Origin of the sequence: Flavobacterium sp., assembly GCF_036515215.1 — a bacterium.
Taxonomy (GTDB): Bacteria; Bacteroidota; Bacteroidia; order Flavobacteriales; family Flavobacteriaceae; genus Flavobacterium.
On record NZ_DATBVQ010000130.1, the window covers coordinates 1 to 16,848 of the forward strand.

At 38.8% G+C, this 16,848-nt stretch carries 15 protein-coding genes and 1 pseudogene; 6 read left to right on the forward strand and 10 right to left on the reverse strand.

The annotated features are described in order from the left end of the window. Positions 1-215: 215 nt before the first annotated feature. From VIH09_RS09000 to VIH09_RS09010, 3 genes and pseudogenes are all read left to right on the forward strand, one after another. Positions 216-1,109, forward strand: a pseudogene (locus VIH09_RS09000) (2-hydroxyacid dehydrogenase); the annotation flags it as partial. 108 nt (positions 1,110-1,217) lie between these two features. After that, on the forward strand, positions 1,218-1,520 hold the full coding sequence (locus VIH09_RS09005) for a VOC family protein (RefSeq protein ID WP_331580245.1): 303 nt from the start codon (positions 1,218-1,220) through the stop codon (positions 1,518-1,520). Between the two features lie 46 nt (positions 1,521-1,566). Continuing rightward, positions 1,567-1,848, forward strand: coding sequence for a TM2 domain-containing protein (locus tag VIH09_RS09010; protein WP_331580110.1), 282 nt, complete (start codon positions 1,567-1,569; stop codon positions 1,846-1,848). 57 nt (positions 1,849-1,905) lie between these two features. Here VIH09_RS09010 and VIH09_RS09015 read toward each other — a convergent pair whose 3' ends face one another. Next, on the reverse strand, positions 1,906-3,708 hold the full coding sequence (locus tag VIH09_RS09015) for a lysophospholipid acyltransferase family protein (protein ID WP_331580112.1): 1,803 nt from the start codon (positions 3,706-3,708) through the stop codon (positions 1,906-1,908). Between the two features lie 138 nt (positions 3,709-3,846). On the opposite strand from VIH09_RS09015, the gene VIH09_RS09020 reads away from it, so the two are divergent. From VIH09_RS09020 to VIH09_RS09030, 3 genes are all read left to right on the forward strand, one after another. After that, positions 3,847-4,611 (forward strand): exodeoxyribonuclease III, encoded by a 765-nt coding sequence (locus VIH09_RS09020; RefSeq protein ID WP_331580114.1) that lies wholly within the window; start codon positions 3,847-3,849, stop codon positions 4,609-4,611. 39 nt (positions 4,612-4,650) lie between these two features. Next, positions 4,651-5,592: an OmpA/MotB family protein gene (locus VIH09_RS09025; RefSeq protein ID WP_331580116.1), complete on the forward strand. Its 942-nt coding sequence runs from the start codon at positions 4,651-4,653 to the stop codon at positions 5,590-5,592. Positions 5,593-5,746: 154 nt separating this feature from the next. Next, positions 5,747-6,784, forward strand: a complete 1,038-nt coding sequence (locus tag VIH09_RS09030) for an aldo/keto reductase (RefSeq protein ID WP_331580118.1) — start codon at positions 5,747-5,749, stop codon at positions 6,782-6,784. Between the two features lie 112 nt (positions 6,785-6,896). On the opposite strand, the gene VIH09_RS09035 is transcribed toward VIH09_RS09030, so the two are convergent. From VIH09_RS09035 to radA, 9 genes are all read right to left on the reverse strand, one after another. Further along, entirely contained in the window at positions 6,897-8,858 is a 1,962-nt protein-coding gene (locus VIH09_RS09035) for a biosynthetic peptidoglycan transglycosylase (protein WP_331580120.1), read from the reverse strand. 152 nt (positions 8,859-9,010) lie between these two features. Then, a complete protein-coding gene (locus VIH09_RS09040) occupies positions 9,011-9,424 on the reverse strand; it encodes a hypothetical protein (protein WP_331580122.1) in 414 nt (137 codons plus the stop codon). A gap of 69 nt (positions 9,425-9,493) precedes the next feature. Further along, a complete protein-coding gene (locus VIH09_RS09045) occupies positions 9,494-9,904 on the reverse strand; it encodes a hypothetical protein (RefSeq protein ID WP_331580124.1) in 411 nt (136 codons plus the stop codon). 90 nt (positions 9,905-9,994) lie between these two features. After that, a complete protein-coding gene (locus VIH09_RS09050) occupies positions 9,995-11,164 on the reverse strand; it encodes a hypothetical protein (RefSeq protein ID WP_331580126.1) in 1,170 nt (389 codons plus the stop codon). 13 nt (positions 11,165-11,177) lie between these two features. Next, complete coding sequence (locus tag VIH09_RS09055) at positions 11,178-11,894, reverse strand: ABC transporter ATP-binding protein (RefSeq protein ID WP_331580128.1); 717 nt, start codon at positions 11,892-11,894, stop codon at positions 11,178-11,180. 6 nt (positions 11,895-11,900) lie between these two features. Further along, the gene (locus VIH09_RS09060; RefSeq protein ID WP_331580130.1) at positions 11,901-13,112 is read right to left on the reverse strand and encodes an ABC transporter permease; all 1,212 of its coding nucleotides are present in this window, start codon (positions 13,110-13,112) and stop codon (positions 11,901-11,903) included. A gap of 13 nt (positions 13,113-13,125) precedes the next feature. After that, entirely contained in the window at positions 13,126-14,340 is a 1,215-nt protein-coding gene (locus tag VIH09_RS09065; protein WP_331580132.1) for an ABC transporter permease, read from the reverse strand. Further along, on the reverse strand, positions 14,337-15,086 hold the full coding sequence (locus VIH09_RS09070; RefSeq protein ID WP_331580134.1) for an outer membrane lipoprotein-sorting protein: 750 nt from the start codon (positions 15,084-15,086) through the stop codon (positions 14,337-14,339). The genes VIH09_RS09065 and VIH09_RS09070 overlap by 4 nt, the downstream gene beginning before the upstream one ends. A 317-nt stretch (positions 15,087-15,403) precedes the next feature. After that, complete coding sequence (gene radA, locus VIH09_RS09075) at positions 15,404-16,765, reverse strand: DNA repair protein RadA (RefSeq protein WP_331580136.1); 1,362 nt, start codon at positions 16,763-16,765, stop codon at positions 15,404-15,406. Positions 16,766-16,848 lie beyond the last annotated feature (83 nt).

Sequence of the window (16,848 nt, forward strand, 5' to 3'; positions counted from 1 at the left end):
GGCATTTCCCGCCAAAAAAAGCGGGTCGGGCTGTACGCTATATCCACGAGATTGCTTCGTTCCTTGCAATGACGTGGGATGCCGCTTCCATCCCTAATGCAAGCCCGTTTCCAAATCAAATTTGTAACTTTGAACCACATTCAATTCAAACCACGGATATTTTGAAACCAGAAAACATTAAAATTCTACACATCGACAGCAACAACCCAATATTGATGGGGCAATTGCAAGAACTGGGTTTTACGAACCATGAAGATTTCACTTCCTCAAAGGAAGAAATCGAAGCCAAAATTCAGGATTACCAAGGCATCGTAATCCGCAGCCGCTTCAAAATCGACAAAGCGTTTTTGGACAAAGCCATTAATTTACAGTTTATAGCGCGCGTGGGAGCCGGTCTTGAAAGTATCGACTGTGCGTATGCGCTATCCAAAAACATCGAATTGATTGCCGCCCCCGAAGGGAACAGGAATGCCGTCGCCGAGCATACGCTGGGGATGATTCTGTCGCTTTTTAATAAGTTGAATATCGCCGACAGGGAAATACGCTCTGGACATTGGAATCGCGAAAGCAATCGAGGGCAGGAACTCGACGGTAAAACGGTAGGGATCATCGGATACGGAAACATGGGGAAATCCTTTGCCAAGAAACTGCGCGGTTTTGATGTGGAAGTCTTGTGTTACGACATTCAGGAATTTGTGGGTGATGCCAATGCAAAGCAGGTGTCGCTGGAAGAACTGCAGCAAAAATCGGATGTCTTGAGTTTGCACATTCCGTGGACGCCCCAAACCAACAAAATGGTCAATGCTGCATTTATAGACGCTTTTGTCAAGCCTTTTTGGATTTTCAACACCTCGCGGGGAAAAAGCATAGTGACAGCCGATTTGGTTGCCGCATTGCAATCGGGCAAAATTTTGGGCGCCGGACTCGACGTATTGGAATATGAGAAACTGTCGTTTGAAACGCTTTTCCAAGAAGACAAAACACCTGAGGCATTCCAATATTTATTGGACGCTAAAAATGTTGTTTTGACACCGCATGTTGCGGGTTGGACTTTCGAGAGTCATGAACGACTGGCGCAAGTTATAATAGATAAAATAAAAGCAAAATATTTTGGAGCAGCTGTAGCAACTGTCGAAGAAAAACGGGTTACCGGAATCGGAGGCATTTTCTTTAAATCAAAGAATACCAAAGAACTGATTGCTTGGTATGCCGAACATTTGGGCCTCAAAACGGATACGTATGGATCTACGTTCTGGTGGAAGGATAAGGATGGAGCGGACTGCTCGACGCAATGGTCGCCATTTGCTGAGGACACCACTTATTTTGCACCCAGCGAAAAGCAATTTATGCAAAATTTCAGGGTCGCCAATTTAGGTAAACTTCTGGATCAGTTAAAACAGGAAGGGGTTACCGTTGTGGGCGAAATAGAGTCATATGAGTACGGCAAATTTGGCTGGATTTTAGATCCCGAAGGAAATAAAATCGAACTTTGGGAACCTATCGATAGCGCCTTTAAATAAAAATATTATATTTATTGATTGAAAACCAATCAAATAAAAAAACACCATGGAAAATTCAAAAACCGAACATTGGAATAATCCGAGACCGGCGCAAGAAGACAATAAGAAATTGGCGGCGGGCTTGCTGGCTATACTTTTAGGTCCTTTCGGGATTCATAAATTCCTTTTGGGATACACTACTGAGGGAATCATATGGTTAGTGATCAGCCTTTGCACTTGTGGTTCGGTAACGGCAATCCTAGGTATTATTGAAGGAATTATATACCTGACAAAATCAGATGAGGAGTTTTATCAAACCTACCAGGTTAATAAAAAAGGATGGTTTTAAAGATAAAAAAGTCTCGACATTGTCGAGACTTTTTGGTTTTATTATCGAAAGAAAACTTTAATCTTCTTTTTCGGCAAGTTTGCGTTCCAGTTCGGCCTGAAATTCTTCCATAACGGGTTTCATGGTGCTCTCCGGAATGTCCGCAATCCTGATGTACATCAATCCGTCGACGGCATTGTTGAATAAAGGATCAACATTAAAAGCGACCACTTTTGCATTTTGCTTAATGTATTTTTTTATCAACACCGGCAAACGCAAAATACCGGGTTCCAGCTCATCTATAATTTTGTCGAACTTATTCAAATCAGATTCGGCCTCATCAAAAATGAAATCTTTGTCTGCGTCTTTCAGTTTTACCTTGTAGGCTTTTTTTGGATGAATGTATTGCGCTATATAAGGATCGTAATAATTCGATTTCATGAATTCAATCATCAAAGATTTCGAAAAATCAGAGAATTGATTGCTGATACTTACGCCGCCAAGGAGAAATTTGTGTTCGGGAAAACGCAAAGTCGTGTGAATGATTCCTTTCCAAAGCAAGAAAAGAGGCATCGGTTTCTGTTGGTATTCCTTGATGATAAATGCCCTACCCATTTCAATGGATTTGTGCATCATGTCATGTAACTCAGGTTCAAAACGAAAAAGTTCATTCAAATAGAAACCTTCAATTCCATATTTGGGAAAAATTTCAGAACCCAATCCCATCCGGTAAGCCCCGGCAATTTTCTTCGCGTCCTCATCCCATAAAAAAAGATGGTGGTAGTACTGGTCAAATTTGTCCAAATCAATCGATTCGTTAGTTCCTTCACCCACTTCCCTGAATGTTATTTCACGCAAGCGCCCGATTTCATGGAGAATGTTCGGTATTTTATTGGCTTCGGCAAAAAAGACTTCATAGTTTTTGCTTTGCAAAAGTCTGCAATCCGTATCTCTTAAAAAATCCACTTCTGCAATCATCTTTTCGCCATTGGCGGGAGTTGCGATCTCTTTTGGGCTTCTGGGGATTTTTAAAGTTGGGGGAGTCAGTAATTTACTTTCTTTCTCGTAAGGATTAGCCAACATATAGGTTTTCTTTCTCAAGAATTCGGAATAGGCCTCAATGGTTTTATATTCGTTTTGTTCTGCTACCGAAATGGGTTTTCCGATGCGCACTTTAATTACCCGATGTTTCTGACTGAAAACTTCCGACGGTAGTTTTGCGGTACGGAAGGTTCCACTGATTTTGGAAAGGAGATAAAACAACCAACTGTTTTTAGCGTGAAAATAAATCGGAACGACAGGGACTTGGGCTTTTCGAATTACTTTAATGGCGCCTTCTTCCCAGGGTTTGTCTACCATGAGTTTCCCGTCCTTATAGCTGGAAACTTCTCCGGCAGGAAACATTCCGAGGGGTTTTCCGTCGCTTAAATGACGCAAAGTTTCTTTGATTCCTATAACACTTGACTTGCTATCCTTGTGATTTTCAAAAGGATTTACAGGCATGATGTATTTCTTGAGCGGACTGATTCTGTGCAACAGGAAATTAGCGATGATTTTGAAATTAGGTTCTTTTTCAAGCATTAATTTCAATAATAAAACACCGTCTATTCCTCCGAGGGGATGGTTTGAAATGGTGATATATGCGCCTTCTTTCGGCAGGCGTCTAAAGTCATCCTCCGGAATTTCAAAGTTTATATGCAAATCGTCGACTATAGCATTTAAAAAGTCGATGTCCTCTAAATGTTTGTTGCTGTCGTAAAATTTATTAAGCTTAGATATTTTTAAAACCTTCATTAATAACCAACCGGAAAAAGTTCCGAAAACCCCATATTTTTCAGCATTTATTGCTTTTGCAACTTCTTTGGCGGTAACTAAACCCATTTACTTATTGTTTATTGAGCGAAAAACAAAGATAGAAAAAAACTCCATTATCCGGCTATTGGCGCATTGGATTTTCTGGTTTTTTACGGCATATCCTTTTTAATTTTTATTACTTTTGAAAATCAAAAATTTATATCAATGAGAATTATCTCTTACAATGTTAACGGAATTCGTTCCGCAATTTCAAAAGGATTCATCAACTGGTTGCAACAGGCAAATCCCGATGTAATTTGTCTTCAGGAAATTAAGGCGTCTCCTGACCAACTACCATTATTAGATTTCGAATTGGCCGGTTATCAATATCATTACTGGTTTCCCGCGACAAAAAAAGGGTATAGCGGTGTTGCCATTTTGTCAAAAGTGAAACCTAACGATATCGTCTTTGGGACCGGAATCCCGCATATGGATTTTGAAGGGCGAAATATTCGTGTGGATTTTGATGAAATGTCAGTAATGAGTCTTTATTTGCCTTCGGGAACTAACAGCGAAAGACTAGGTCACAAGTTTATGTTTATGGACGATTTTCAGAACTATATTACAGAATTAAAAGCAACAATCCCCAATTTGGTGATTTGCGGAGATTATAACATTTGTCATGAAGCCATTGACATACATGACCCCATTCGTAATAAAAATGTGTCGGGGTTTTTACCCGAGGAAAGAGCTTGGCTTGACGTTTTTTTGAAAAATGGTTTTATCGACAGTTTCCGCTTTTTAAACAAAGAGCCGGACAATTACAGCTGGTGGACTATGCGTGTTCCTACCGCAAGAGCAGCTAATAAAGGCTGGCGAATTGACTATTGTTTAGTAAGTGCGCCATTGAAAGATCGAATAAAAAGAGCACTTATATTGCCCGAAGCAAAACATTCTGACCATTGTCCCGTTTTGGTAGAAGTAGAATAACGTTAAAATAGAAAATAACCCCAATTTTAAATTATTAAAATGATAAAGAAAATCTCTCTAGGACTACTGATTATGGCACTTTCGACTTCTTGCGTGTCCAAGAAAATATACAATGATTTAGAAAATAAATTCACAGACCTAAAAAAGGAAAACAGAAGTTTGGCCGACGAAAACTCGGAACTTTTGAAAGCCAAAAATGAATTGGAACAGGATCAGGATGCGTTGAAAAATGATTTCGCCAAGTTGAAATTGGAACGCGATAAATGGCTCGCCGATTATGGCGCTTTAAATAATAAAATGGATTTGCTTAACGAGTCCTATAAAGCATTGGAGAAAAACAGCAATGAGGCTTTGCAAACTAATATGAGCAAAAATCGTGATTTGCTTTCTCAATTAGACGCCAAAGGAAAAGCATTGGCTATTGAGCAGGAACGGTTGAACAAAAGTTCCCAAAGACTACAAGAAATGGAAACTTTGATTGCCGCCAAAGAAGCTGCGATGAAAAAGCTGAAGGAAACGCTTTCGAAAGCATTGAATAGTTTTGAAGGTAAAGGATTGACCGTGGAGCAAAAGAACGGAAAGGTTTATGTTTCGATGGAGAACAAGCTTCTTTTCAATTCCGGTAGCTGGTCTGTAGGATCTGAAGGTAAAAAAGCGGTAGTGGAAGTTGGAAAAGTTTTGGGCGATAATCCTGATATTTCAGTGCTTATTGAAGGGCATACTGACGACGACGGTTTTTCAAGTTCAGGGCCAATTGCCAATAACTGGGATTTGTCTACCAAAAGAGCCACTGCGATTGTTGCCATTTTGAGCGAAAACAAAGCCATCAACAAGCAAAATCTTACCGCTGCGGGTAGAGGGGAATTTTCTCCTTTGGCCAGCAATTCAACAGCAGAAGGGAAAGCGAAAAACCGTAGAATCGAAATAATTCTTACACCAAGGCTAGACGAAATTGCTGAAATGTTGAATGAAATTAATTAATATAGAAGCACAGAATAAAAGATACAAAGGCTCAGAGTTTTTACTTTGAGCCTTTTTTTATTAGAGTGAACGTTTCTAAAATATCTGATAACACGATCAGGGACGCTATTAATAAAATCTACATTTGTATCTTTATCCTTTAAAATTAAAATAAATGAAATATACTACTTTACCCAATACCGAAATAAAAATCAGCAAAATTTGTCTTGGAACAATGACTTTTGGACAACAAAATACAGAAGCGGATGGCCATTCACAAATGGATTATGCCTTGGATCACGGCGTTAATTTTTTTGATACTGCCGAGATGTATTCCGTTCCCGCACGTGAGGAAACCTACGGTAGCACCGAAAAAATCCTTGGAACATGGTTTAAAAAAACAGGAAAAAGGGAAGAAATAGTTTTGGCTTCAAAAATTGCGGGACCCAACCCGAATTTCACCTATATGCGTGAGAAAAATGATTTTTCACCAGCCAGTATAAAATTTGCTTTGGACAGTAGTCTGCTGCGATTACAAACGGATTATATCGATTTGTATCAACTGCATTGGCCAGAACGCAAAACTAATTTTTTTGGACAAAGAGGGTTTAAAGTACAGGATGACGCTTGGGAAGACAACATTCATGCTGTTTTGGATGCCTTGGGAGATTTCATAAAAGAAGGGAAGATTAAGCATATCGGCCTTTCCAACGAAACGCCTTGGGGAATCATGCGTTTTCTGGAAGAAAGCAAATACAACCACTTGCCTAGGATTAAAACGGTACAAAATCCTTATTCTTTATTGAACAGACTTTTTGAAAACGGTTCAGCCGAAATTTGCATGAGGGAAAATGTAGGCCTATTGGCCTATTCGCCAATGGCTTTTGGTGTTTTGTCAGGTAAGTTTTTGTCTGGGGAAAGCCATCCGAATGCCCGAATCAAATTGTTTCCACAGTTCTCAAGATACAATAGTGCGCAGTGTACAGAGGCGACTCGCTTGTATCAAGAAATCGCACAAAAAAATGGTTTGACATTGACGGAGTTGTCATTGGCGTTCATAGAACAGCAGTCATTTGTGACCAGTACGATTATCGGAGCCACAACAATGGAGCAATTGAAAGAAAACATAGATACAATACAGGTCTCTCTTTCTGACGATATTCTTAAAGCGATAGACGAAGTTCAGGCAGTGATTCCCGATCCAGCCCCCTAATTTTTAACCGCAAGCTTCGCAAATTTTTTTACGCAAAGCCCACAAAATTTTTTTGCGGGCTTTGTTATTTTTAATAAAATTGAAAGTTCATTGTGAATTTTGTGGTTAGACACTAAAACTCAAATTCCTCATCGTTTGATAAGCTGTCAACAACTGTTGAATCCTGCACTTTTAATCGAAGATATGATTTTGCGGGACCAGAAATCAGCATCGGTTGCGATCTGTAGATCGTATCATCAACATTCAGAAGCCCTCTTCGTATCATGATGCTGGTTAGAAATTTTTCCTGCTTTGCGGCAAAATCCCTTAGTTTTCCTTGGTCATTGAACTGATACATGAATTTTTTCGGGCTGGGAATGATTCGGGCTAGATACAAACATTCGTTAAACGTTAACTCGGAAGGGCTTTTTTGAAAGTAGAAACGGCTGGCTTCTCCTATACCATATACATTCGGTCCCCATTCGATAATATTAAAGTAAACTTCCAGCATGCGTTCTTTGCTTACTATCCTGTTGTTTTCCAAAATGTAAACCAACAGGATCTCTTCCAGTTTTCGTGAGACCGTTTTTTCTCGGGTGAGGAATACATTTTTCACCAATTGCATGCTTATCGTGCTGGCTCCACGTGAGAATTTTTTAGTTTTTATATTTTTTACGATGGATTGTTTGAAGGCCTCGTTGATAAAACCATGATGCGAAAAGAACGAGGGGTCTTCAGTGGTCAGGGCACATTTTTTTAAATAGGGGGATATTTGTTCTAATGGCGTGTAATTTGGATTAGCAGCCCCAACTAAAATAGGGCGCTGAAGCACATCCCTTATGATGGCTCTATAAACAAATTCGCCGTTTAGTTTGGTTAGATTCGCTTCTCCATATTTCGTTATTTTTAAATTCTCTTTTTTCAGGTTACTGTCGAAAACGAGTTGATCGGGTTTGTTTTTATTGAACCTGAAGTCTAATTTGTAATCAAAAGTCCCTTCAGCTTGCATTCCCTGAAAGTGGGTAAACAGACCATCGGGAAGAGAAGAGATGAAATCCTGGGCTTTCATTTTCGGAATCACAACTTTGAGTTTGTAAACCGTATCCGATTGCGTTTCATAGGAGGCATAGGGATGAAATTTTATGGCATTAAACTGCGCGGTGGAACTGCTGTCTACAGAAATAAAATCGGAACCCAACAGCAATCGATAATCAAATAGGGCATTTTTTATCAAGACGTCTTTGCTGGCTATTTTTGGATGATTGATTCTTAGGTTGGAAATGGACGTGAAACCGTCAATATGCAATTCGCCGCCGCTTTTTTCAATGTTCGTAATTTTTAATCTGATGGAATCAAAGCTGGATTTCAGATTGTAACGTTCGTCGAAATAAGGCACTTTAATGGCGCCCGTGTCAATATTGAAGAAACGGATATCCGCTTTTTTGTTTCTGGGGTCGGCGAAGCCTTTTATTTTCCAGCGCTGCGAAAAAGTATTGGTTTGCACATTTATCGAAGTCTCGATTTCCTTGTCAAAAAGGTTCAATTTTTTTATGTCGATTGTTGCCTTCTTGCCATTGTCATCCAGCTTGAATACCAAATTTTCTATGCGCATATCGGTAGGGACCAGATTCAGTGCTTTCGAAATGATCCTATAGGCAAAAGTGGCGTAATCCCTTTTATCCTCGCTTATTGGTTCTTTGTTTTCTTTTTTTAAAAAAGCGGCAAAATTTTTAACCTTTCCTTTCTGCACCAGTTGCACTAGACCATTTTGAATTTCCAAAGTTCCCAGTTGCACTTCGCCAAGGAACAAATGCCTGATGCTGACCGTGGTTTTCATCTTTTTGATTCTGAAAAGCGTGTCGGCATTTTTGGGAACCAGGATTACCTCCGTCAGATTCACTCCCGACAGCCCTTCGAAAGAAGCTTTTTTCACCGAGAGATCACTGTTATATTCTAGTTGCATCTTAGTTGAAACTTTTGTGATTGCCTGCTGCAGAAGGGAATCTCTAAACGCAAAGAACGCCGCGGACAGAACCAGGATTATGGATGCAAATACTACCAGTAGAATGATTGTTTTTTGTTTTCCGGTTTTCATGAAATGGCGTCGGTTATTAAATGATATTGATTTTCTTGTAGAAAATCTGTCGAGCCCAAATGTAGGGACTTATTTATTTGGTGCATAAAAAAACTACAACATCTTTTATGCTGTAGTTTTTGAAAATTGAAGCTTCACTTTAGTGGAGGATATTATTTTTGGTTGTAGAACTGTTTGACTTTTGCCACAATCTGGTTTGATGTCATGCTGTCGGCCGTTTCAACTGATTTAGGCTTGCTGGCAATAGTAGATTTCTCGGCGTTTATTTTTTGTTCTAACTTGATTTTTGTGTCTGCCGGACCAAAAATATACAACTCATCTGCCCCATTAACAGTCGATATGACATCTTTTAGATAGGTGTTTATTTGGTGTTTTTTTCGTTCGTCGAATGATTTCTGGGAGTCAATGTGTTGCCCGGCAAAGAAACTTCCTTTGTCTCCCTCTTTATCGTGATAAACTCGATTTTCAAGATCGGATTGTATTTCTGTTACCGCTTCTTTGCCGTCTTCAAGAGTTACTATGATTGCTTTTTTTGAGTCAATCCAAATGCCTGTTTGCTTTTTCATCTTTCATTGTTTTTAAATTATATTGGACAATTTCACATTTCATAGGATTATTATATTACAAATTTTAATTTAATATTGGTTTTCTAACAGCGCATTCAGTTGGCTTATTAAAACATGTTCCGATTTGTTTTTGCCTGCAAAAGAGGTCGCAATCGCTTGGCTGGTTTTTAAAATCAGGGCATTTATTTGGGGCGTAAATAAACTACTATGCTCTTTTCTGAATAATCTGAAATCGGATAAAGTTTGTTCCATATCCCATTTATTTTCCACCAGCCAATCAAAAACAATCTCTATTTGGTATGCTGAATCAGATCCAAATTCGTCGAAAGTATCTTCAAGGGGTACCCATTCTTTTTGAATTATTTTTTTTAATTGTTTAATCTCTTCTTGGCGAACAGTTTCATCCACCGCGGCAATACTGTAAAATATTGTACCGAGTTGCCGATAAAAACGAACCATTGTTTTGTCAGATGGTTTCATATTTAAAAATCTTTAGAAGGGACTTTACAGGAATATAAATTTACGAAAAAATATTGAAAATCAGATTTTTACGGGTTGAAAAAGAGGTTTTTAAAAGCTCCATCTGCTTCTGATGAAAACTGCGCTGCTTAAATTATTATATGAGTTCTGTTGTCTTGTAAAAAAGGATTGTGCCGTGAAATCTAAATCAAAATTAGTGGCAACATTCCATGCAAAGGTTGGAAACAGAATTAGTGTATTTTGATGTGGAGAGTAAATTACGGAAACGGTGATTGAACTTATTGGAGAGATGGTTTTTACAACTGTGGTGTACACATTATATCGAAAAGGGAACAGTGATTTAGCCGTAAGGTTTGAACCATAAAAACCTCCGTTAGGTATAAAAATATTTGTGGGACTGCTATTGTATAAAGTAGCTAATGAGATGTACAAATCGTTTTTAAAAGTGCGGTCGGCCATTAAGGACATACTAAAAGATTCATTAGGCTCGGACGCTCCTTTTTGAGGAATAAAGTAACTAAATTCGCCTTTAAACCCTGCATCTTTAATGCTCCCGGCCCAACCGCCTCCAAGAACATAATCTTGTTCAAAAGTACCACTTAAGATTTGAAAGTCGTATTTCCATTTATTGAATTTATATAAAAGTGCGGCTGTATGTTTATCACTGTTTTTACCGGGTTTATAGGCTATTTCAACTGTTGAATTGTTTTTTAAGTAATGCTGAATCCGAACGGCATCATTTCCGGGACGCTCCTCGTAATCAAAATCCAAAAAATCGTAAGCGTTGAAAATGTCATTTGGATTCCAAACATTATTGATTCCCCAATTGATCCGTTGCCTGCCAATGGTTATGTTCCAAGTGTTATCTGAATATTGAATTAACATTCGGTCAATAACTGAATGGGCGACAAACGATTTTTCGTTCACCCATAAATGGGAAAGTTTCAAAATGCCGTTGTATTGGTTGATAATTGTACCAAAATTAGGAGTCTGTTTTATCTGTTCTCCATAAAAAATCCGGTTACGAACTTCTAATCTTCCGCTAAATTTTGAAGAAACATTGAATTTTAAATTCAATCGATTATGGATCAAATTGGAGGAAGAGTTTGAGTCGATTTTTCGGATAAAATAGGTGCTTTGAATGTCCTTTATGTAGCCGCTTAATTCAACCTTTGGGATTTTGGCATCTTGAGTCTGTCCTATAACCGATATAGGGATCAGGTAAATTAAACAACCGAATATGTAGTTACAGAATTTCACGCCTTTTTAATTTTTATTCGGTTTGGTCATGTTCAATTTTTGTAGGCGAGGTGTCGGCAACAATTTTTCCGTCTTCTAATGTGATAACTCTCCGAGCTCGATCAATTACCCGTTGGTCATGGGTAGAGAAAACAAATGTCATGTTCTCTTCCTTGTTCAATTTCGCCATCATATCCAGTAAGTTGTCTGCGGAAACTGAATCAAGATTTGCCGTTGGTTCATCAGCTAAAATAAATTGGGGTTTTGGCGCTAGTGCCCTGGCAACGGCTACCCGCTGTTGCTGGCCACCAGATAATTCTCGGGGCCTTTTGTTTATTTTGTCTTCCAGCCCTATTTCCCTCAGTAATTCCAATACACGCTGCTCTCTTTCCTTACGGGGTCTTTTTTGTAATAAAAGGATAAATTCGATGTTCTCCTTTGCGGTTAATACGGGTATCAAATTATAGGATTGAAAGACAAAACCGATATTATTTAAGCGAAAATCAATTAAATCATTGCCCTTAAGGGCAGTGATCTTGGTTCCATTGATTTCGACATAACCATCTGAAGGCGTGTCCAGGCCTCCAATCATATTCAGCAAGGTCGTTTTGCCTGATCCTGACGGGCCTTTTATTGCCGTAAATTCCCCGCGGGTAATATGTAAATGAACACCATTAAGAGCATAAACCGGAATGGTTTGTTCGTCATATATTTTTGATAAATTATGCGCGTCTATTACTGTTTCTTGCATGATAATTTATTTTTTTAAAGATTCGGCAGGATTTAACTTCAAGGCTCTCCTTGCCGGGAATAAAGCTGAGAACAGCGCTGTTATCACCACCAAAAGAATCATTATGCCAAACTGTTTTAATGTTAAACTAGGATATATTATGGAATCATATCCAAAACTGGAATAGGCTTCCGAGAAACGGCCAAAGTCTATTCCTGTTTTTTGGGTAATTGCAATAGTGGCAAGGGCAAGCAATATCCCCATTGGACATCCCGCAAGGATTAGGAAAAAGGTTTCGAAGAGTATCATGAGAAATATTTTTAATTTATTCATCCCTAATGCGAGCAGCATCCCTAGTTCGCGAGTTCTTTCTAAAATAGCCATCATCATAGTGTTAACGATTCCAAATGCCAGTGCGAGTAAAATGATCCCCATGAAAATATAAACCATTTGATCACCCACCGAAACCGTTAATCCCAGTTCTGGCGCAATTTCCTTCCAGTTTTTTATTTCTGTTGTTGGAAAACGTTTCTTCAAATTGTTTTGGCTTTGCTCCAATAATTTGCTGCTTTTAATCAATACTGCAATTTCGTTAAACTCATTTTCAATTCCAGAGAGAGAATCGATGTCCTTAATATTTACGAAAACGTTAGCTTCATCGTAAGGCCCGTTTATGGTTTTGTATATCGAAATAATCCGGAAAGCGGAGGAAGCCAAATTGCCTTCCTTATCTTGAAAAGTCAGAATGGTCTTTTTCTTTAAATCGAGTTTCAACTTTTTTCTGATTTTTTCGCTAATAATAATCTCGTTTGTTTTCTCAGAATTAAAATAATTCCCTTTTATTATTTTCTTCTTTAGGTTAGTGAGCAACTGTTCTTCGGTAGGCATGACCCCGTTTATGGTTATTCCGCTGCTACCGGAAGCTGATGCGACCATCCCTTTTAATACTATACGTCCAGCCGTAGCTTTTACCGTTGAATCTTTAGAGATTGATTCTAGCATTTTCCTGCCATTCGGCAAGCGGTATTTAACTTCATATTCTTTTCGGAATTCGGGATGATGCAACTGGATATGGGACAGTTCGGTGCTGATGGCGGTATTTATGCGCTGCTCGATCATACCGTTATAAAACGCCATCATAAAAATACCCGCCCATAAACCAATGCCTATGGCCGTGATGATTATGTAGCTTCGTTTTTTACTCCGCCATACGTTTCTGCCCGCTATTTTTATCAACATTTTCATATGTTTTTTACTGTTTCATTGCTTTGACCGGATCTAGCCCTTTTATAAAATAAAGAGGATACAAACCGATAAGAAATGCCATGAATAATACAATAAGCGATTGCGTGTAAAAAACTCTTAAATCAACGCTGGTGGGAAATATGGCTTCAAAGCCGAATTGCTCATATACTTTGGCAATTTCCCCTGTAAATCGCAATGGTTTTTTATTCAAATAAATGACTAGCGGTAAGCTAAAAAGTATGCCTAAAGCAACACCCAACATTGTAATAAATAGTGTTTCGCCCAACAACATGATTTCTAGCTTTCTTTTGCCCATTCCTATTGCTACCAGCATCCCGAATTCGTAGGTGCGTTCTGCAGTCATCATTAAAACGGTTCCGAAAAGGCCAAACCCTATTATGAAATACAATATTCCTGAAAACACATAAAAGGAAAACCCATCCGCTTTTATATGATTAGCAATTTCTGGCATCAATTCCTGCCATTTCATTACTTCATAGTTTTGACCAACTGTCTTTTTGAGCTTTTTGGTTAAGGCATCAGTGTTTTCCGGGTCAACTAACCCCAATGAAATGGAGGTGAGTCTGTTTTCGGCATTCAAAAAATATTGTGTGGCCGCTAGTGGTAAATAAACGAAACTATCATTCATTTCGGGAGATGCTAAATGAACGATGCCTTTTATCTTAAATTTTCCCGCAGCCATTGTTCCATGATAGCCTTGGCCAAATAACACTACAGTGTCGTTTGTTTTTAAATCAAGTCTTCTGGCAAGGCCTTCTGCTACAAGTGCCACTTCCTCATTGTTTTTAAAGTATTCTCCACTTATCAACTTGCCTTTTAACTTGGTCAAGTTGTTTTCTTTTACAGCGTCAGTGCCTATAAGCATGCAGCCTTTAGAATTGCTGTCTTTAGAAGCGAGCACAAATGTCTCCACTCTGGGAACCAGTTGATTTATCTCTGGGTATAGCTTCAGTTTGCTAGTTAACGCATCATCAACAGCAAAACAATTATCGAGCACTTGCTCCTCCCAATATCCTTTTTGATGTATTTGAACATAGCCCGAATAGTAACCGACAACATTTTTAATCAAATTATTGAAAACACCAATTTGAAAAGACTGCATTATAACAGCTGCCAAGACTGCAAAGGCAATCGAAGCCATTGTGATCAGCGTACGCCTGCTATTGCGCCAAAGATTCCTCCAAATCAGTTTTAAGATCATTTCACTTTGGTTATGTTTTGAGTGGTGAAAAAGGAATCATCTAATGGAGTGTCGAATACTATCGAATTGTATATCAATACCGTTTTATTTCCTTTTTTGCTCTCAGGTGTCATCTCCATTCTCGCCGGCAATAATCGCCCGCCTAGAATTTTTATATCGGAACCATGCATAGTATTTATAAGGGTGCCATCTTCATCATAGTATTGAACATGAAGCGTCATAAAATCCTTTTTGTCAATAGACATTATTACCTTTCCCCAAACCACGGCCGATTTCGGTTTTGGAAGGAGCTGGATTTTGTAACAAGTTCTCGCATCAACAACTGCATCTTCTAGAAAAGTATGGTCATAGTCCTCTAAAATAGAAGCCTCTTTTACCAAATCGTCATTTGTGAAATCAGTTCCCATCCAACTTTGGCTCATCATCGACGGTGGCATTTTGATATTTCGCTCAATTGAGGGAATCCAATTCCAAATTTCTTTGAATCGCTTTAGATAAACGACCCCTTTTTCCTTGGCAGGCGCCGTAACATATATCAATACCAAATCATTTCCTTTTGTCCAAGTTTTTATGCTCATCTCTCGTGACCAAGTAGGTCTTATGATTTGAACGGTCATAGTGGCAATTGAAGTTTTGCCTTTTGCCTTTTCGTCCGTTTTTCTGACAATTTCTTTTGCACTTTGGGCAAAAGATGGACTATTTAAAAGCGACAGATTAATAAACAATAGGAACACTATTCTTATCATGATATCAATATTAATAGTTTACGAATTATTTATATTGTATTCTTTGTAATCCTTAATGTCTTTAATGAACAGAAATCAGCTAAGTGGATGTTTGGTGATGTTACTCGGGTTAAAAAATGTAACAAACTAAAATTAAGTAACTTACATTACAAATGTAGCTATAAATTATTTTTAAAGCTAAAGAAAACCGCTGTTCTTCAGGTAGGAATTTTAGATGAATAGGAGTTGCAATAGGACAGCCTTTGGGAATTAATTTCTAACGGAAACTAAAACATCAAGGTAGATCAGTTGGGTATTTCATCCGCTTCTGGATTGGGTTATCCAAATAACATGCTGGCCACATCTTCTATTTTTGCCACCAATTGAATTTTGATACCGGTATTTTTCAGGGCGATTTTATTGTATTTGGATACAAAAATGGTCGAAAACCCCAGTTTTTCGGCTTCCTGAATGCGTTGATCCACACGGTTTACTGGACGGATTTCCCCCGACAATCCGACTTCTCCTGCAAAACAGAAATCTTTATTCACCGGAATGTCTTCATTGGAAGATAAAATGGCCGCAACAACCGCCAAATCTATGGCGGGATCATCTACAGAAATTCCTCCGGTTACGTTTAGGAAAACGTCTTTGGCGCCAAGCCTAAAGCCGGCTCTTTTTTCCAGAACGGCCAAAATCATGTTTAGTCGTTTGGCATTGTAGCCCGTTGTGCTGCGTTGAGGGGTCCCGTATACTGCTGTGCTTACCAGCGACTGTATTTCGATCATCAGTGGGCGCATTCCTTCCAGCGTAGAAGCAATGGCGGTTCCCGACAATTCCTCGTCTTTGTGAGAAATCAATATCTCCGACGGATTGGATACCTCTCTCAAACCGCTTCCTAACATTTCGTAGATACCTATTTCGGCCGTAGAACCGAAACGGTTTTTTAGCGAACGCAAAATGCGGTACACGTGATTCCTGTCGCCCTCAAATTGCAATACGGTGTCTACCATGTGCTCCAGAATTTTTGGGCCTGCTATGTTTCCGTCTTTCGTTATATGTCCAATAAGAATTACCGGAATATTGGTTTCCTTGGCGAATTTAATCAGCTCTGCCGTGGTCTCTCTAATCTGCGAGATGCTTCCCGCAGTAGATTCTATGTAATCAGTATGAAGAGTTTGGATCGAATCGATAATCACGATTTCGGGCTCAATGGCTTCAATTTGTTTGAATATGTTTTGGGTTTTTGTTTCGGTAAGAATGTAACAGTTGTCGCTGATGGACGTGATTCTTTCGGCACGCATTTTTATTTGTTTTTGGCTTTCCTCACCAGAAACGTAAAGTGTTTTATAAGGTAATTTTAATGAAATTTGTAGTAATAATGTACTCTTTCCAATTCCAGGTTCCCCTCCCAAAAGTGTTAAAGATCCAGGAACAATGCCGCCGCCCAATACTCGATTGAGTTCTGCATCGGTGGTGTCCATGCGGATTTCCTCAGTGGAATCTATTTCGGTAATTTTCAAAGGCTTTGGGGCTTTGCTCTTGACCGTCGATTCGCTTTTCCAAGCCGTCTTTTCTTCCTTTTGGATGATTTCCTCTGCAATGGTATTCCATTCTTTACAAGAATTACATTGTCCCTGCCATTTGGCATATTGCGCTCCGCAATTTTGACAAAAAAAGGAGGTTTTTACTTTGGCCATAGGTAGAGTAACTGTTTTATTTAAATTATGGAATAAAAAAAGACAATAGACATGACGGCTATTGTCTTTTGTAACGATAAAAT